The sequence below is a fragment of the Propioniciclava sp. genome (genome assembly GCF_047602245.1).
Lineage (GTDB): Bacteria > Actinomycetota > Actinomycetes > Propionibacteriales > Propionibacteriaceae > Propioniciclava.
Genome location: NZ_JASGHT010000001.1, coordinates 565,947 through 581,251, shown reverse-complemented (window position 1 = coordinate 581,251; position 15,305 = coordinate 565,947). Strand labels below are relative to the sequence as shown.

The following is a 15,305-nucleotide window of genomic DNA, read 5'->3' as shown; positions in this document are numbered from 1 at the left end:
GATCCCCTGCCATCGTGATTGCGAGGATCGGGAACTGAAGGCGCCGCGGCTCTGGGCTGACCGGGAAGCCGACGTTAGACTCAGCCTATGAGTACGCTCGTCAGCCGCCTGGACCGGATCACCGTGAATCCGGAAGTCTGCCACGGTGCACCGACGATCCGCGGCATGCGCATGCGTGTGCAGGATCTGCTTGAGTTGCTCGCCTCCGGGATGGGTTATGACGAGATCCTGAGCGATTACGACGAGCTTGAGCGCGATGACATCCTTGCCGTGCTGGAATATGCCGCGCTCGACTCGTCAGCACGCGTGCTCCGCGTCGTCGCTTGAGAGCGACGCATGGGCAGTTTTCTTGTCGACCAGCAGTTGCCCTATGCCTTGGCCCATCACCTGGTAAGTCGGGGACACGATGCCAAGCATGTCAAGGACTATCCGGGAGGAACGACCCTTCCCGACGCCCAGATAGCGAACATCGCCGACGCCGAACAACGGATCGTCGTGACCAAGGATGAAGACTTCCGTGTGTCGCATTTGCTGAGCGGACGTCCGGCCCGCCTGCTGCACATCACCTGTGGGAACATCTCCACTCGTGACCTGCTGGCTCTTGTCGATGAGCACTACGCCTCGATCCAAATGGCGATCAGCCAGTTCAACTACATCGAACTCGACCGTCCTGGTGTCATCATTCATGATCCGAGTTGACGGTGGCCGTGGTGCTGCATCCCTTGTCATTCCAGCTATTCTTGGCGGGCGCAACTGGCGCACGAGCGTCTGGGACGGATAACAAGGAGGGAACTGATGAGCAAGCAGAGCAACGCCTCGCGGCTCGGGGCGAACCCTCTGATGGCGCAGGCCATGCGTGAGATCCGTCGCTCGAACGCGGCCGTCCCTCATGTTCCGGGCCCGCGCAAAGGGACGCGCCGCGCTCAGGAACGTCGCGCCATCGACGACTACCGCTGACTGCGGCGCCGCCGTCGGTGAGTCATCAAGAAGCTGGCTGTTCGGCGTTCATGCCGGGGAGTGCTCCGAATCGAGCCGCGGCGTCCCGGCTCAGCACGAGGCGTCCGGTTTCGGCGGCATGAGCGGCGATGATCAGGTCGTGGGCGCCGCGAGGACGCCCCTGGCGGCGGGCGTGGGCGATCAACTGCGCGTGGTGGACGGCCGTGGCCTCGGTGTACTCCAGCACGTCGACGGCGCCGACGATGGCCGCCAGCGCGCGCGAGCGCTGCGCCGCACGTTCGCCGGTGTCGGCGAGTTCGATTCCGGTCCGGTACTCCGCCACGGTGATGGCCGCGATCGCGAGGTCGTCGTCGTCCAGGGCCTCGCGGTTCACCTGTCCGCGTTCGTAGTCGATCAGGACGTTGGTGTCGAGGATCACTCGCCGGCCCACGGGTCCGCTCCCTGGTGAATCAGGCCCGCCACCGCATCGTTGACGTCGTCGGCGAACCGGTCGTCCGGCGGAGTCACGAGCTCGAGTGCGGCGCGTAGATCCTTGCCGGTCCGGCGTTTCGCCGGCCGGATCTCCGCGATCGGCCGGCCACCCCTGGTCACGACCAGTTCCTCGCCGGCCTCGATCGCGTCCAGCAGATCCGAGAAGCGCCTCGACGCCTCGGTTGCGGTGATCGTCCTCATGACCCGAGCTTATCTGATAATCAGATAGATGGGGGGGCGGGTGGCGCCGCCGCTTGGAGACTCGCCGTCGGTGCAACATTTTGGTGCGTCTATTCGCCACATCTCTACACTGACGCGGCTCAGCCCGATGCCGGATCAGTTCGGAGTGTCTACTATCGGACGACACGGCGGCGCTGGGGCGCCCGTACCGTGGGGGGGTGGATCCTCAGCCGAGCAGCGCGAACGTGATGCCATGACAGGCGTGGACGGACACGCCAAGGCCGTGCGGACCAGCGGCTCGCCGGTGTCCTGGTTCGTGGACGCCGCGATCGGGGTGGTCATCGTCGTCGTGTTCTGGGCGCTGCCGTTGATATCCGCTCCCGGGATGGACGCCTCCCTGGTGCCCGTCGGTGCCGCACTCGCCGCCGTCGTCTTCGCGGCCGTGGTGGTGCGGTGGCGGTGGCCGCTGGTGGCGACGGTTTCGGCGTTGGTGGCGACAGCGGTGGGCTGGGGGATCGGGCTGCCGAACAGTGATCCGATGCTCGCCGCCGCATGGTGTTTGTACCCGATCGCGTTGCGGCGCAGCGCGCGGGCGCGACAGGTCGGTCTGGTGGCGGTCGCCGTGATCGTGCTCCTTTCAGGACTGTTGGCTATCACCGTGGCCGGTGGCTTCGCCACGCAGAAGGTGGTGATCGGGGTCGGCGCGATCGGGGTCTCGTGGCTTCTCGGGCATGCGGAGGCCCGACGGCTGGCCGCGATCCGGCAGGCGTCCGAGCAGCAGGCGGAATCCGACCGGTGGCGAACGCAGGCGGCGATGGCCCGCGAAGTGCACGATGTCGTCGGTCATGCGTTGAGCGTGATCAGTGCCGAAGCGGACGTTGCCCGCAGCCTTCCCGACGCCGATGAGAACGAACTACGGGGGAGCCTGGCCGACATCGAACAGCGTGCTCGCGGCGCTCTCGAAGAGGTGCAGGAGTTGGTGCGCGCCCTGCGCGCGGGGAAGAACGCCATCGACGAGGTCGAGCACGGTTCGGTGGACGAGGTACTGCCCCGGCTGGCGTCCGCAGCCCGGGCGAGTGGCCTGGAGGTGACCTCGCACCTTGACCTGCCCGCCGTCCCGGCGACCACCGGGCACATCGTGACCCGGATCGTGCAAGAGGCGCTGAGCAACGTCGTCCGGCACGCACGCGCCACTCAATGCGTGATCGTGATACACCACGAAGACGGACGGCTGATCGTGTGCGTCGATGACGATGGTGACGGCTTCCCGACACCCGCCCGCGTCGGGAACGGCTTGGCCGGGATGCGTGAGCGCGTGGAGGAAGCCGGCGGCGAACTGACCGTGACGAACCGGCTCGACGGCGGCGTCCGTGTGCTCGCGAGACTGCCGCTGAGAGGCGACGCATGAGCGATCCGATCCGTCTGGTGCTCGCCGACGACGACCAGGATTTCCGGCGCATCTACCGGCGGCTGTTCGAACGCACCGCTGGGTTCCAGGTGATGGACGAAGCCGCGACCGGACGGCAGGCGATCCGGAAGATCAATGCACTGCGTCCTGACGTGGCCCTGGTCGACGTGCAGATGCCGGACGGAAGCGGCCTCGACGTGGTGCGGGGCGTCGCCTCGTCGCCCACGCGGGTGATCGTGCTGACCACCTTCGACCTGGACGAATACATCGCCGAAGCGCTCCGTGACGGTGCCGCAGGGTTCTTGCTGAAGAACGCGTCCTCGGCCGAAATCCTGGCGGCCGTCAAGGCAGTTCATGCCGGGCATGGTTCGCTGGCGCCCGAAGTCACCGCGCGGTTGATGGGGCAATTCAGCCAGCGGCCGCGAGCGGTGCCGCACGCGTTCGCCGGCGTCCGTTTGAGCGAACGCGAACTCCAAGTCATCCGTCTGGTCGCGGCGGGCTGGTCGAATCAGCAGATCGCCGATGAATTGTTCCTGACGCTCCCCACGGTGCGCACCTATCTGCGCCGGCTCTTCCTCAAACTCGACGTCAGCGATCGCACTCAGCTCGCCGTCCTCGCGCACGAGGCCGGGCTGTTGCACGAACGACGCTGAGCACCTGGCGGCGTTCTCGATCGCGCGGCGCATGGTGGGCGAATGTCTCTTTTCGGACGACACGGTGGTGGGAGTGGTCGCGCGAGGGTGGAGGGGAAGAACCATCCCCCAACCGAGAGGACCACCCGCGCATGATCGAGATCATCGGCGTCACCAAGAAATACGGCCGGACGACGGCCGTCGAGAATGTCAGTTTCACTGCCAAACCCGGACGCGTCACCGGCTTCCTCGGCCCCAACGGGGCCGGAAAGTCCACCACGCTGCGCGTCCTGCTCGGCCTCGACCGCCCGACCGCGGGCCACGCGCTGATCAATGGAAAGCCCTATGCCACCTTGTCACAGCCGCTGCGCACCGTCGGCGCCATGATCGACGGGGCCTCCGCCGTCCCCGAGCGGCGTGGCATCGATCACCTGCGCTGGATCGCGCAATCCAACCGCATTCCGCCGGGCCGCATCGGCGCAGTGCTCGAGACGGTCGGTCTGACGGACGCCGCCAAGACACGTGTGAAGAAGTACTCGCTCGGCATGAAGCAGCGCCTCGGACTCGCCGCCGCGCTGCTGGGGGAGCCGGGCATTCTCGTCCTCGACGAACCGGTCAACGGCCTCGATCCGGAGGGTATCCGGACGGTGCGCATGTTCCTGCGCCGCTACGCCGATCAGGGAAACGCGGTGCTGCTGTCCAGCCATCTGATGAGCGAGACCGCGGAAACCGTCGACGACATCGTGATCATCAACAAAGCGCGGATCGTCGCCGCCGGAACGCTGGACGAGATCACCGACGGTCACGCGAACCTCGAAGAGGCATTCTTCGCCCTCACCGGCACTCAGTCCGGGCAGAGCTGGTGACGGCCATGATCGCCACGATGCGCTCTGAACTCACCAAGATCGTCACCTTGCCCAGTGTCTGGATCACCACCGGCATTCTTCTCGCGCTCAGCATCTACTTCCAGTTCCTGCTGACCTCCAGCATTCACGGCTACCTCGAAACACTGGACGCGAACGGGATGCACTGGTGGTTCCGGCGTCCTGTCCCCGCCGACCTGTCCGTGATGGAGGACATCGGTGGCGCCGTCTTCAATCCTGGCATCTTCTTCCCCGTGCTCGGTGCGGTGATCGCCGGGGCCGAGTTCCGCACGGGGCAGTTGGGCCACAGCGTGCTCGCCGTGCCGGATCGCGTCCGCCTCGTGCTCGCCAAGACCGTCGCGGCCGGACTGCACGCGCTCGCGTTTGGGCTGCTCTTCGCGCTCATGACGCTGATCTCCGGCTACCTGGGCGTCAAGGACTGGCGCCCCGATCTCATCTGGCGTCCCGAAGTGCTCGCTGGAATCGCGGGTTCGGTGGTGTTCGTCGTCGTGATCACGCTGATCACGTTCGGGATCACCCTGGTCGTCCGTCGAACCATGATCGGGATCCTGATCATGATGGGATTCACCGCGATCCTGATGACGCGTGCGTTCTACGCGATCTCTCCGGTGCTGGACGCGGCGATGCCGATCAGTGCCGCGCGAAACCTGTGGCTTCAAGCGGGGACGTACACCGACGTCGACCGCCCGGCCTACAGCTCGACCCCGGCGATGGCCGCGCTGGTGCTGGCCGGCTGGGTGGTCATCGCCGTTGTCGGCGCGGTCATCGCGATTCAGCGAAGGGACGCCCGATGACGCCCGGCGCGCAACCTCACGCGATCCGCTTCCGGGATGTCGTCGAGTCGGAGATCACCAAGATCATCACGCACCCGGTGGTCAGCTATGCGCTCGGTATCGCCTTGATCGGGAACACCTTCCTGGCAGCGATCGCCTCGAATGAGGCCATCCGATTCGGAATCGGATCCGATATCGCGCCGCTCTCCGCGTTCGCGGCGGTCATGTTCGCCCCGATCTACGCCTTCCTGGTCGTGCCCGTGTGGGCGTCCGCGAGCGAATACCCGGGACAGTTCCGCATCACGTTGACCGCCGTGCCGCAGCGGTCACGGCTGGTCGTGGCGAAGATCGTGGCCATGGTCGCCGTGGTGCTGCCCGCAGCCATCGTGACGCTGACCCCGGCACGGCTCATTCTGGGGATGGGGCAAGGCCTCACCGCTCCCGCGTTGCTCGCCGATATCGGCCGCTGGGTCGCTGTCTATGTGCTGATGTCGCTGTTCGTCTTCGGTCTCGCCGACGTTCTGCGCAGCACGATGGCACCCTTGGCGTCGCTGGCCGTGCTCGCGATCTTCGTGAACGCCGGGTTCCTGAACTGGCCGGAAGGGCTGCGCTTCCTGCCCGATCAAGCCGCCATGAACGCGCTGGGTACGCCGACGTTCGAGGTCATGGAACTGCCGGCCGGCCTCGCGGCGATCACTCTCGCCGGATGGTCCACGGCGGCGATTATCGCCTCTGTGGTCGTTTTCCTGCGCCGCGACGGCTGAGCACTGCGCGTTCGACCTCTTACGGTTTCGTCAGGAACCCCGAAGAGGAGCATCATCACCGGGTGCGGTCTGTGTCGCGCCGTCAGTGCAACATTTTGGTGCGTCTAGTCACCACGTCTCTACACTGACGAGCCTCAGCCCAACAGTCTCAGCGCTTCGGACGCCACGAGGCCGGGTTCAATGGTGGGCACCGTGTGGCCTGACCGGTGCGTGAGCACATGCCGGGCGCCCGGATGCTTGCCGACGGTCTGCCGGTGGGCGGCGATCAGGCGCGTGCGCAAGCCCTTGTCGAGCCAGGTCGTCTTCGCCCCGGAAATCACGCACAGGGGCAGATCGCCGAGATCGGGCGGTGCCGTCGACAGCCGGAACAGATCGTCGGCCACATGCTTCAGTTCGTCCGCGGTCGCCCGGGCAGCGGTGACGGACGCCGAAGCGGTCACGACCGCATCGCGCAGCGGCGGGGCCAACTCCTGAAGCGTCGCTGCGGTCAGCGGACTGAGCAGACGCAGCCGCGCCAACGGCACCATGGATGCCGCCTGGACGGTGTTCGACCACCGCACCGCCCGCGACCATGACAGCGACGGGGCGTGCTCGTCGCTCGGATCGACGAGCACGAGACCGGCCGGCGGACTCCCGTCGGCCAGCATCCGGGCCGCAACCCCACGCACGATCGGGCCGCCCCAGCTGTGGCCGACCAGGACCAGCCGCCGATGCGGGACAGCTCCGATCACCTGCTGCAGGTCGGCGATCAGCCGCGCCAGATCACGAGGGTGGGAATCCGGTGTGCTGGCGCCGTATCCCGCGCGCTCGTACGCGATCACACGCACCTCGCCCGCGAGGGCTTCATGAACGGGTCCCCAGTAGAGCCCGCTGATGCCGAGCCCGGCCTCCAGAACCACCAGATCGTCGCCTGTTCCGGCCACCATGATCCGGAGCCGCCTGCCGGCGGCGGGTGAGATGAAGCGGTCCTCGCCGAGCATTCCCGCGCCGACGGCGTCCGCGTTCACCATGGGCGAATCCTAGGCGCTGGTGTGGGGCGCGCCGGCGTCCGGCCCGGCCTATGCTGGGCGACACACACGAAGGAACAACATGTCTGTTTGGTTCATCACGGGTGCCTCCCGCGGGTTCGGCCGAGTTTGGGCCGAGGCCGCGCTCGACCGCGGAGACAAGGTCGCCGCCACCGCCCGCAATCTGTCCACGCTCGACCCGCTCGTCGAGGCCTACGGTGAGGCCGTCCTCCCGATTCAGCTCGACGTGACCGACCGCGACGCCGCCTTCGCGGCGGTCGCCGCGGCACATGAACGGTTCGGACGCCTCGACATCATCGTCAACAACGCCGGCTACGGCCACTTCGGCCTGGTCGAGGAGTTGACCGAGCAGGAGGTCCGCGCCCAGCTGGAGACCAACCTGTTCGGGGCGTTGTGGGTCACCCAGGCCGCCCTTCCCTACCTCCGCCGGCAGCGCTCCGGGCACATCCTGCAGGTCTCCTCCGTCGGTGGGATCGTCGCATTCCCGCTGCTGGGCGCCTACCACGCCTCGAAGTGGGCGCTGGAAGGCCTCAGTCAGTCGCTCGCCCAAGAGGTCGCCGCCTTCGGGGTGAAGGTCACGCTCGTCGAACCCGGACCGTTCGGCACCGATTGGAGCGGAGCCTCGGCGCAGCACTCGACCCCGCTGGAGGAGTACGGCGACGTGCGCCGCGAGATCGTGGAAGCACGCAGGATCCGGTCGAGGACCTTGTCGTCGAGCCCTGAGACGACCGCGCAGGCGATTCTCGCGCTCGTGGACGCCGAGGAGCCGCCGCTGCGGATGTTCCTCGGCCGGACGCCGTTCGCCAGCGCCGTCGCCGAGTACGGCGCACGTATGCAGGCGTGGGCGCAATGGCAGCCCATCGCGGAATCCGCGGAGGACTGAACGGAACCCCGGTGCGGGGTCGTGACGCTGCCGACCGTCGTTCGCTAGGCGCCGCCCAGTGGCGCGGTTCCGAGCACGTCCGTCGCCTCGATAGAAAGCACCTTGTCGGTGCGGACGATCTCGAACTCCCGGGTGACGAAGGTGCCCAGCGCTACGGTTCGCCATCGGGCGAGGCCGTCGATGAGTGTTTGAGCGTCGCCGGTCCGGAAGCGCATCAGGTTGACGAAACCCAGCAGCCTGCGGGACGGGCTGAGCGTCACGCCCGTCGCGCCGGCGACGGCGGCGCGCAGCCGCCACAGGGCGCCTGTGGTGTCCCACGCTTGCGCATAGAGGGACTGTCGCGTAACGCCGAGGCCGCGTAGTTCGATCGGAAACGGCACGGACGCCCGCGCGGCCGCACCGCAGGCGCCGGGCAGTTGCGCCGGTGTGAGCGGCGATTCGTCCAGGTTCGCGATGGTCAGGTGAAGATCGGTGCTCGGGTACACATAGTGTTCGGCGGCCTGGGGGAGTGCCCGGACGATCTCCAGCGCGCCCGCAGCCGCGTCCGCCGGAACCCTGACGACGCTGGTCAGGCAACTGAATCCGTCGTGCGGGTCGAGCACGTCGACGCATCCGCCCTTCGGTCGCCAGCGAGCCCGGACACATGCGAACCCCAGGGCTTGAGCACTCTCGCGGAACACGGCTCAAGGATGCCATCGTGGGCACCAGGCTGCGATCGCCGAGCGCGTGCGCTCGGCCGTCCGTGCCGTTCCTGTCCGTGACGAACTCAGATTCGAGGTCATGATGAGTCAACGTGTTCTGCTCGTCGTCACCAACGTCGGCCACTATGACGCCGGCCCATCGCACCCGACCGGACTGTGGTTGTCCGAGTTGACCCACGCCTATGACCTCTTCGCCGCACGCGGTTTCGAGCAGACGATCGTGAGTCCCGCCGGAGGGGCGTGCCCTTTGGAGCCTCGTTCGCTGACGTTCCCGAACTACGATCGCTCCGCGAGGGCTTGGCATGCCGACCCGGCCCGGATGGCGCTCCTCGACCACACCGCGAGCCCGGACCAGATCGATTCCGCCGAATACGACGCGATCTACTTCACCGGCGGCCACGCGGTGATGTTCGACTTCCCCGGCAGCGATGGCCTGCAGCGGATCACCCGTGAGATTTTTGAGGCCGGAGGCATGGTCGGCGCGGTCTGCCACGGCTATTGCGGACTGCTCGACACGAAGCTCTCCGACGGCAGCTATCTCGTCGCCGGACGCCGCATCACCGGATTCTCCTGGCGAGAGGAAGTCCTCGCCGGAGTCGCCAAGCTCGTGCCCTACAACGTCGAAGCGCGAATGAAGAAGCGCGGAGCGCACTACTCGAAAGCGCTGCTGCCCTTCGTCTCCAACGTGGTCGTAGACGGACGCCTCGTCACCGGCCAAAACCCCGGCTCGGCCAAGGCGACCGCCGCCAAGGTCGCCGCGCTCCTGTGAAACCACGACACCACGCCGGCGCCGAAGAACGGGACGGCATGCGGACCGTGCTCCTCGCCGGCGGCCTCTTCAGACACCCGCGTTCGCCGCGACTCCACGGAGGATCTGTCTGTGGGAGGCCGTTTTTTGGCAGATCACCTGTGGATAAACCCCTTGTTCGGTACCGGAGGTCGTCGTTGTTTGCCAGACTCTGAGAGCACATCTCAAGGAGGCGCCATGACCCGGTCCAGCGGACAGCTCGCGTTCAGCGAGGCGACAGGTCACGGTGGGTGCGTTGGTGGGCGGTCCACCTCTGCGCGAAGGGGGCGCGGTCGAACTGCCGCACTCGCCGCTGTGCTGCTGTCCGTCCTGCTGGCCGGTTGTGCTCCGACCGCGCCTACGCCGTCGCCCACGCTGGTTACCTACACCTGTGTTCCCGAAGCCGGAGGCGAACCCTATGCGTGCACGGCGAAGGAACACGAGGAGATGCTTGCGGTCAACGCCCTCTACGACGAAGCCGAAGCGGTTTACCGACGGCATATGACCGAGGTCTTCCGCCTCAGTTCCCATTGGGAGTTCTCTGAAGTCACCCCCGAGATCGAAGCCACTGCGGGCGGGCCGTACTTGGAGAGGATGACCACGATCTTCACCAAGAATCGGGAGGAGCATATCGAGCGAATCTCGGGGGAGCCCGTCATCGGGTGGGTAAAGCGGTTCCCCGGTCGCTCCATGAGCGGATCGGTCGTGGCACTTTGGACCTGTGTCGACGGCAGTCCTGGCATCTCGACCAAGCTCGGTGATCCACAAGGCAGCCCGGGCATCACGACCGAGAACCGGCTTTACCTGAACCGCGTCAACGGAGCGCTCAAGATTTGGGACTCAGAGTACAAGGTGGTCGAGTCATGCTGACCAGTTCGGTACGCCTCGTTGCGATCGCTACGGCAACTCTCGCGTTAGTCGCCGGCGTGGTGGCACGTCGGCCGTCGCCGATGACAACCAGGACTTTGCCCGAGGGTCCGCCAACAACAGTGATGCGGTGGTCACGGCGACGAGGTCACGATCAGGCGAGGACTCGGACAAGAAGTCCTCATCGGGGAAGTCGGGTACGTCAGCGTCTGGTTCGGGTGGGAAGTCGTCTGGCGCGGTGTCTCGTAGTTTGACGATTGCTGATCCTGACACCAGTGAGTCGGTCGAGATTCCTCTTGATATTGCGCAGAGCTATGAGTTTGGCTGTCAGGATGAGCTCAGGGCCCGTCTCCCGCCGTGTGTGCGGACTCTGGAGGAAGCGGCGGCCGAGGCGACCACTGCCACTGATCCGGCTGTTCGCTCGCGGGCGGTCACGGAGGCTGTGGTGCATACGGTGATCTCGCAGTTGCGTCTGCCTGATGCTGCGCCGATGATCGGTCCTGACCCGAGCGTCAACGAATGGAACGCCGCGATCGTCGGCTACCCCTACTGGCTGTGGACCCCGGGGCCTACCCGGATGCAGACCACCACCACCGCCCATGGCATCACGATCACGATGGATGCCCGGCAGGACCGGACGGTGTTCGATACCGGTGATGGCAAGCGTGTCACCTGCGCCAGGACGACGCCGTTTACGAAGAACACGCGGCCTGATACGCCGTCGCCGACGTGTGGGCATGTGTATACGTGGCCGTCTCGTCACAAGAGTAAGCCGGCGGGTACGTACACGCTGACGGCCACCACTTATTGGAGTGTGCATTGGACCGCGCTGGGTTATTCGGGGACGATTCCGGTCCGGATCAGCGATAGCCGGGCGATCCCGGTTGCTGAACTCCACGCCATCGCCCGCGTTCCCTAGGCCCGGCCGTCGTCCGCCCGATTTCTTGGTGATCAGTGCATGATCGTGGTGCGTCTACTCGCCATATCTCTACAATCAGGGCAAGTCGCTCCGGACTGTAAGCCCTCGCCCCCCGGAAACGGAGGGGCGATCATTTATCTCGGGACGGTGTCGGAGCGATCACAGAAGCACCTCCAGTGCGTGTCGGATCCGAGGGAGCGCCTTGGGGAACGATCCGGCGACCTTCAACAACGCCGCCGGGGTATTCCCTCTCCGGCGAAGCCACCGCCTCAGCGCCTTGTACGCGACATCGCTGCCTTCCTGATGCATGAGCCGGAAGCAGTCGATGATGGTCCGCTCCGCGGAGTAGATCGTGACCCTGGTTCCTTCCCCGACTTCGACATGCTCGCGGCCGACCTGAAAAGTCCGCGGATCGAAGCTATGCCAGTTCACGTTCGCGAGCCCAGCTGGATGATGTGTGCCACGCGGTAACGCGATATCGGAGGCGAAGGGGATCGCGTCGCTCAGATCATGGTGCACGAGAGCACTCGTCAGGCACAGCGTCGCCTCGCTGTGAAGCGTCGTCGCGGCAGCAAGGTTGATGAAAGCGGGCGGGATTGAGTCGGGGCGTATGTATACACCGCGCTCCACGCGCTCGATCTCGTCCCGGTCGAGCAGCGAGTAGACCTGATCTTTGCTCAGGCCCGCTTCTCGCGCGTCGCCGAGTGTGAAGGCAGGGGCAAGCTCACGTCCTGACATTGGACCTCCTAACTTGCTACAGGTCAAGGGTATCTGTAGATAGTTAGAAGTTCAGGGTTGCATGCGGATCGTGGGTGCCGTTGTCCTGGTGAGCGTCCTCAATGCCGACGGATTCAGACCCGCACCGCCGGAGTGTCATACCCGTCGATACACGCCGTCTGGAGTTCTGGCGTCGTGAGTTCAGGTGGTGGTGAGTCGCTGAGCGATGAGTTGGTCGAGGCGTTCCCATGCGGGGCTGTCGATGCCTTGGTGTCTGGTGAGGATGTCGATGGTCTCGTGCGCCACCTTGTCGAAATCGGGTAGGTCCGAGACCAGTGTCATCCTCTGCGCGACCCGCGCTGCTGAGTCGGCGAGCTGGCCGAGTCGAGGGTCGTCGGGATGCCAGTCAATGGCTTCGTCGTAGCCACGAAGCACCGCGACGTACTCGGTATCGTCCAGCAGGGCAGTGCGCGTGGGGAGGAGGGTCCGGGTGATGTCGGGGGCGATAGCGTAGGCGAGGATGAAGCCGTCCCGGATGGCGTGCATGTGACGTTCGGACAGCGCCAAGGCGCGCACACGATCCATGTATTCGACGGCCTCGGGCGGCAGGCAGAGCCGGTCGGGCTGGTGGAGATGACGCAGCCGGGCTCGACGGTGCTGGAGCCTTCGGATGTGATCGCGCAGTTCGATGTCGATCTGGTTGATCTGCTCAGTGGCAGCGTCGGCGTCCGCGTTCAGGACGTCGGGGATGCGGGCCAGCGGGACGCAGGCCTGGGCGAGGGCGACGATGCGGGTCAGGTCGATAATCGCCTGCGCGTCATAGCGCCGGTACCCGGAGGCGTCCCGTTCCGGTTCGGGCAGTAGTCCCTTGGCGTGGTAGACGCGGATGGCCTTGGCTGATACGCCGGCGTGGGCGGCGAGCTGCCCGATGGTGAGCATCCTTCATTGTCTCGCTTGACCTTGCCCCAAGGGCAAGGCTGCACGCTGGTCGCATGACCGATAGCGGCTTCGATGAAGACACTCTCCGTGCACTCGCCGACGAGGGGAACGAGGCCGCGCTGGACCGGCTCGCCGACCTCGCCGATGCCCGTGATGACCTGGACGCACTGTCCGGACTGCTCGATGAGGGCAGCGAATACGCCGGCCGTCTGCTGACCCGCCGCGCCGTGAAGAACCGCGATCTGCTCGAGCTGCAGCGGCTCTCTGACGCAGGCAGCCCGGACGCCGAAACGGAACTGGAACGGCTGCTCAGCAGAGGCCGGTAGCCGTGACCGGCAGCACGCCCGAAGCGATCGCGAAAAGCGACTGGTCGAACGGCGCGGCCCGCGTCTGCTGTCCTGGGACGGCGCCACCGCTGCGAATCCAGCAGGGGAGCCGCGGTCGCCACGTGAGGACGTTGCCTGGGTCGAACTACTCCGCGGAACCGGCGAGACGGCCGAAGCGGATGCCGCAGCCTGAGGACGGCAGTGACCCTGATCTCGATCGCGCCGCCGTGCAGGCGTTCGTCGAGGCATTCACCGCCGGCGATGTCGAAGGAGTGGTCGCGCTGCTGGCCGAGGACGCCACCTCGACGCCGACGGATTCAGGCCCTGATCTACGCCCGGACCAGAGACAGGACGACGGCCACGGCCCGCAGGTTGGCACGATCCGTCATCAGTTATGATCACGTGTAAACGTTTTGTCTCGGGAGGGAGGTAGCGGTGATGTCCACGGTGAGACCAGGCAGGGCCGAAGAGGCCGGCATGTCGCGCAGCGGGCTCTACCGTGCGGCGCGCGAGGGGAGGTTGGAGCGGATCGCTCGTGGAATCTACCTGCCGGCGGATGCGCCGGCAGCGGACTGGGACTGGATCGAGGCTGCGACTCGTCGCCCGGATTCGACGATCTGCTTGGTGTCAGCCCTCGCCCATCGCCAGCTGACTGATGCGATCCCCGCAGCGTTGGATGTCGCGATCCCGCGCGGGTCGCGTACGCCGGCGAGCACGGGCGCGATCGCGTGGCATCAGTTCGACCGGGCAACGTTCGAGATCGGCCGGGAGGAGATCCCGATTCCGGGCACAGGGCAGACCATCGGGATCTACTCGCCCGAGCGATCGATCGCCGATGCGTTTCGCCTGCGTGGTGAGGTCGGGTATGAGCTGGCGCGCGAGTCGTTGAAGGAATGGCTGCGCCTCGGCGGGAAACCGGCCCGACTCATCGAGATCGCCTCTCGGCTCCCCCGGGCGAAGTCCCCCCTCCTCCAGACATTAGAGGCGCTGACATGAGTGTGGGCGATGAAGTGTTCCGCCGTATTCAGTCCGCGGCACGCTCCGCTGCGGCGAAGGCTGGGACGGGTGCGCCGACGCAGGAGTATCTGATCCGGCACACGCTGGAGTCGTTCCTGGATCGTCTCACTCACACCGCCCATGCCGAGGACTTCGTGCTCAAGGGCGGGATCCTGCTGGCCGCCTATGGCGTGCGGCGCCCGACCAGGGACGCCGACGCGAACGCCATCGGAGCAGACGTCACCGCGGACCACCTGATTGCCGTCGTTCACGACATCGCTGCCGTCCAAACCGATGATGGGGTGGCATTCGATCTCGACTCGATCAGCGTTCAGGAGATCCGCGAGCACGCCGACTATCCAGGATTCAGGGTGCGGGTCGGTGCGTCGATCGGTCCATGGAGGGGCGCCGCAGTGTGGGATGTCTCCACCGGTGATCCGATCGTGCCTGCTCCTCGACGGGTGCGCATCGACCGCGTGCTGGGCGAACCGATCGTGTTGCTCGGCTACGCGCCCGAGACGACGATCGCCGAGAAGGGTGTGACCATCCTGGAGCGGGGTATCACCAGTACCCGATGGCGCGACTACGTCGATATCGTCCAACTCGCTCGGCAAAGCATCGACACTGAGGAGTTGCTCCGTTCGGCACGAGCCGTGGCTCGCTACCGCGGTGTGCCCTCGAGCCCATCGCGCCGCACGTGGTCGGCTACGGACAAGTCGGTCAGGCCAAATGGGCGGCATGGCGTCGCAAGGAACGACTGGAGGAGGTCTGTGAAGCAGACCTTGACGAGCAGATGGCGCTGGTGGCTTCTTACCTGGATCCCGTGTTCAGCCAGGGGGACACCGCGGCGCCTCCCACGTAGCACGCGTCCGCGCTGACGACCGGGCAGGCATCGAACGTCCTGGGCGGTACGAGGCGCACGCCTGTAAACGACTGAGGCCGCCCTCTCGGGCGGCCTCACAAGCGTCGATCTGCACTTTTGATAAGAGCAACTGGGTGGAGCTAAGGGGATTCGAACCCCTGACCTCTTCCATGCCATGGAAGCGCGCTACCAACTGCGCCATAGCCCCAAG

At 66.1% G+C, this 15,305-nt stretch carries 22 protein-coding genes and 1 tRNA gene; 16 read left to right on the top strand and 7 right to left on the bottom strand.

Translation table 11 applies throughout. The annotated features are described in order from the left end of the window. Positions 1–87 precede the first annotated feature (87 nt). From QM708_RS02815 to QM708_RS02805, 3 genes are all read left to right on the top strand, one after another. The gene (locus tag QM708_RS02815; protein ID WP_415104180.1) at positions 88–327 is read left to right on the top strand and encodes a DUF433 domain-containing protein; all 240 of its coding nucleotides are present in this window, start codon (positions 88–90) and stop codon (positions 325–327) included. Positions 328–336: 9 nt separating this feature from the next. Continuing rightward, positions 337–699, top strand: a complete 363-nt coding sequence (locus tag QM708_RS02810; protein ID WP_415104178.1) for a DUF5615 family PIN-like protein — start codon at positions 337–339, stop codon at positions 697–699. 96 nt (positions 700–795) lie between these two features. Further along, entirely contained in the window at positions 796–957 is a 162-nt protein-coding gene (locus tag QM708_RS02805; RefSeq protein ID WP_415104176.1) for a hypothetical protein, read from the top strand. A 25-nt stretch (positions 958–982) separates the two neighbouring features. On the opposite strand, the gene QM708_RS02800 is transcribed toward QM708_RS02805, so the two are convergent. Beyond that, positions 983–1,387: a PIN domain-containing protein gene (locus QM708_RS02800; RefSeq protein ID WP_415104174.1), complete on the bottom strand. Its 405-nt coding sequence runs from the start codon at positions 1,385–1,387 to the stop codon at positions 983–985. Next, positions 1,372–1,629, bottom strand: a complete 258-nt coding sequence (locus tag QM708_RS02795; protein WP_415104172.1) for a type II toxin-antitoxin system Phd/YefM family antitoxin — start codon at positions 1,627–1,629, stop codon at positions 1,372–1,374. Before QM708_RS02795 ends, QM708_RS02800 begins: the two co-directional genes overlap by 16 nt. Before the next feature lie 232 nt (positions 1,630–1,861). Here QM708_RS02795 and QM708_RS02790 point away from each other — a divergent pair, with 232 nt between their 5' ends. The 5 genes from QM708_RS02790 to QM708_RS02770 all read left to right on the top strand — a co-directional run bounded on the left by QM708_RS02790 (position 1,862) and on the right by QM708_RS02770 (position 6,069). After that, positions 1,862–3,016, top strand: coding sequence for a sensor histidine kinase (locus tag QM708_RS02790; RefSeq protein WP_415104170.1), 1,155 nt, complete (start codon positions 1,862–1,864; stop codon positions 3,014–3,016). Then, entirely contained in the window at positions 3,013–3,669 is a 657-nt protein-coding gene (locus QM708_RS02785) for a response regulator (RefSeq protein WP_415104168.1), read from the top strand. The genes QM708_RS02790 and QM708_RS02785 overlap by 4 nt, the downstream gene beginning before the upstream one ends. Positions 3,670–3,800: 131 nt before the next feature. Beyond that, positions 3,801–4,514: an ABC transporter ATP-binding protein gene (locus QM708_RS02780; RefSeq protein WP_415104166.1), complete on the top strand. Its 714-nt coding sequence runs from the start codon at positions 3,801–3,803 to the stop codon at positions 4,512–4,514. Positions 4,515–4,531: 17 nt separating this feature from the next. Next, positions 4,532–5,326 carry a hypothetical protein gene (locus QM708_RS02775; protein WP_415104164.1) on the top strand — a complete coding sequence of 265 codons (795 nt, stop codon included), beginning with the start codon at positions 4,532–4,534 and terminating at the stop codon, positions 5,324–5,326. Next, on the top strand, positions 5,323–6,069 hold the full coding sequence (locus QM708_RS02770) for a hypothetical protein (RefSeq protein WP_415104162.1): 747 nt from the start codon (positions 5,323–5,325) through the stop codon (positions 6,067–6,069). Before QM708_RS02775 ends, QM708_RS02770 begins: the two co-directional genes overlap by 4 nt. A gap of 134 nt (positions 6,070–6,203) precedes the next feature. On the opposite strand, the gene QM708_RS02765 is transcribed toward QM708_RS02770, so the two are convergent. Further along, on the bottom strand, positions 6,204–7,079 hold the full coding sequence (locus tag QM708_RS02765) for an alpha/beta fold hydrolase (RefSeq protein WP_415104160.1): 876 nt from the start codon (positions 7,077–7,079) through the stop codon (positions 6,204–6,206). A 79-nt stretch (positions 7,080–7,158) separates the two neighbouring features. Here QM708_RS02765 and QM708_RS02760 point away from each other — a divergent pair, with 79 nt between their 5' ends. Then, positions 7,159–7,980, top strand: a complete 822-nt coding sequence (locus tag QM708_RS02760) for an SDR family oxidoreductase (RefSeq protein WP_415104158.1) — start codon at positions 7,159–7,161, stop codon at positions 7,978–7,980. Positions 7,981–8,024: 44 nt separating this feature from the next. On the opposite strand, the gene QM708_RS02755 is transcribed toward QM708_RS02760, so the two are convergent. Next, on the bottom strand, positions 8,025–8,582 hold the full coding sequence (locus QM708_RS02755) for a 2'-5' RNA ligase family protein (protein ID WP_415104156.1): 558 nt from the start codon (positions 8,580–8,582) through the stop codon (positions 8,025–8,027). 178 nt (positions 8,583–8,760) lie between these two features. Here QM708_RS02755 and QM708_RS02750 point away from each other — a divergent pair, with 178 nt between their 5' ends. The 3 genes from QM708_RS02750 to QM708_RS02740 all read left to right on the top strand — a co-directional run bounded on the left by QM708_RS02750 (position 8,761) and on the right by QM708_RS02740 (position 11,254). Beyond that, entirely contained in the window at positions 8,761–9,450 is a 690-nt protein-coding gene (locus tag QM708_RS02750) for a type 1 glutamine amidotransferase domain-containing protein (protein ID WP_415104154.1), read from the top strand. 333 nt (positions 9,451–9,783) lie between these two features. After that, the gene (locus tag QM708_RS02745) at positions 9,784–10,338 is read left to right on the top strand and encodes a hypothetical protein (RefSeq protein ID WP_415104152.1); all 555 of its coding nucleotides are present in this window, start codon (positions 9,784–9,786) and stop codon (positions 10,336–10,338) included. Between the two features lie 235 nt (positions 10,339–10,573). Further along, positions 10,574–11,254, top strand: coding sequence for a hypothetical protein (locus tag QM708_RS02740; protein ID WP_415104150.1), 681 nt, complete (start codon positions 10,574–10,576; stop codon positions 11,252–11,254). Positions 11,255–11,413: 159 nt separating this feature from the next. On the opposite strand, the gene QM708_RS02735 is transcribed toward QM708_RS02740, so the two are convergent. Both QM708_RS02735 and QM708_RS02730 read right to left on the bottom strand, forming a co-directional pair. Further along, positions 11,414–11,992 (bottom strand): type IV toxin-antitoxin system AbiEi family antitoxin domain-containing protein, encoded by a 579-nt coding sequence (locus tag QM708_RS02735; protein ID WP_415104148.1) that lies wholly within the window; start codon positions 11,990–11,992, stop codon positions 11,414–11,416. A gap of 180 nt (positions 11,993–12,172) precedes the next feature. Beyond that, positions 12,173–12,910: a MerR family transcriptional regulator gene (locus QM708_RS02730; protein ID WP_415104146.1), complete on the bottom strand. Its 738-nt coding sequence runs from the start codon at positions 12,908–12,910 to the stop codon at positions 12,173–12,175. A 53-nt stretch (positions 12,911–12,963) separates the two neighbouring features. On the opposite strand from QM708_RS02730, the gene QM708_RS02725 reads away from it, so the two are divergent. From QM708_RS02725 to QM708_RS02710, 4 genes are read left to right on the top strand one after another with little or no spacing between them, the layout of a single operon-like run. Further along, positions 12,964–13,236, top strand: a complete 273-nt coding sequence (locus QM708_RS02725) for a hypothetical protein (RefSeq protein WP_415104144.1) — start codon at positions 12,964–12,966, stop codon at positions 13,234–13,236. 2 nt (positions 13,237–13,238) lie between these two features. Then, complete coding sequence (locus QM708_RS02720) at positions 13,239–13,634, top strand: hypothetical protein (protein ID WP_415104142.1); 396 nt, start codon at positions 13,239–13,241, stop codon at positions 13,632–13,634. Between the two features lie 40 nt (positions 13,635–13,674). Then, positions 13,675–14,232, top strand: coding sequence for a type IV toxin-antitoxin system AbiEi family antitoxin domain-containing protein (locus QM708_RS02715; protein ID WP_415111242.1), 558 nt, complete (start codon positions 13,675–13,677; stop codon positions 14,230–14,232). Then, the gene (locus QM708_RS02710; RefSeq protein ID WP_415104140.1) at positions 14,229–15,110 is read left to right on the top strand and encodes a nucleotidyl transferase AbiEii/AbiGii toxin family protein; all 882 of its coding nucleotides are present in this window, start codon (positions 14,229–14,231) and stop codon (positions 15,108–15,110) included. Before QM708_RS02715 ends, QM708_RS02710 begins: the two co-directional genes overlap by 4 nt. A 119-nt stretch (positions 15,111–15,229) precedes the next feature. Here the strand turns inward: QM708_RS02710 and QM708_RS02705 are convergent. After that, positions 15,230–15,302 (bottom strand) — tRNA-Ala (locus QM708_RS02705). Between the last annotated feature and the right edge of the window lie 3 nt (positions 15,303–15,305).

Coding starts and splice junctions, on each gene's coding strand:
- QM708_RS02710 (WP_415104140.1), top strand. CDS start 14,229: ATGAGTGTGGGCGATGAAGTGTTCCGCCGTATTCAGTCCGCGGCACGC.
- QM708_RS02785 (WP_415104168.1), top strand. CDS start 3,013: ATGAGCGATCCGATCCGTCTGGTGCTCGCCGACGACGACCAGGATTTC.
- QM708_RS02780 (WP_415104166.1), top strand. CDS start 3,801: ATGATCGAGATCATCGGCGTCACCAAGAAATACGGCCGGACGACGGCC.
- QM708_RS02810 (WP_415104178.1), top strand. CDS start 337: ATGGGCAGTTTTCTTGTCGACCAGCAGTTGCCCTATGCCTTGGCCCAT.
- QM708_RS02765 (WP_415104160.1), bottom strand. CDS start 7,079: ATGGTGAACGCGGACGCCGTCGGCGCGGGAATGCTCGGCGAGGACCGC.
- QM708_RS02760 (WP_415104158.1), top strand. CDS start 7,159: ATGTCTGTTTGGTTCATCACGGGTGCCTCCCGCGGGTTCGGCCGAGTT.
- QM708_RS02735 (WP_415104148.1), bottom strand. CDS start 11,992: ATGTCAGGACGTGAGCTTGCCCCTGCCTTCACACTCGGCGACGCGCGA.
- QM708_RS02815 (WP_415104180.1), top strand. CDS start 88: ATGAGTACGCTCGTCAGCCGCCTGGACCGGATCACCGTGAATCCGGAA.
- QM708_RS02805 (WP_415104176.1), top strand. CDS start 796: ATGAGCAAGCAGAGCAACGCCTCGCGGCTCGGGGCGAACCCTCTGATG.
- QM708_RS02715 (WP_415111242.1), top strand. CDS start 13,675: ATGTCCACGGTGAGACCAGGCAGGGCCGAAGAGGCCGGCATGTCGCGC.
- QM708_RS02775 (WP_415104164.1), top strand. CDS start 4,532: ATGCGCTCTGAACTCACCAAGATCGTCACCTTGCCCAGTGTCTGGATC.
- QM708_RS02730 (WP_415104146.1), bottom strand. CDS start 12,910: ATGCTCACCATCGGGCAGCTCGCCGCCCACGCCGGCGTATCAGCCAAG.
- QM708_RS02770 (WP_415104162.1), top strand. CDS start 5,323: ATGACGCCCGGCGCGCAACCTCACGCGATCCGCTTCCGGGATGTCGTC.
- QM708_RS02795 (WP_415104172.1), bottom strand. CDS start 1,629: ATGAGGACGATCACCGCAACCGAGGCGTCGAGGCGCTTCTCGGATCTG.
- QM708_RS02750 (WP_415104154.1), top strand. CDS start 8,761: ATGATGAGTCAACGTGTTCTGCTCGTCGTCACCAACGTCGGCCACTAT.
- QM708_RS02725 (WP_415104144.1), top strand. CDS start 12,964: ATGACCGATAGCGGCTTCGATGAAGACACTCTCCGTGCACTCGCCGAC.
- QM708_RS02790 (WP_415104170.1), top strand. CDS start 1,862: ATGACAGGCGTGGACGGACACGCCAAGGCCGTGCGGACCAGCGGCTCG.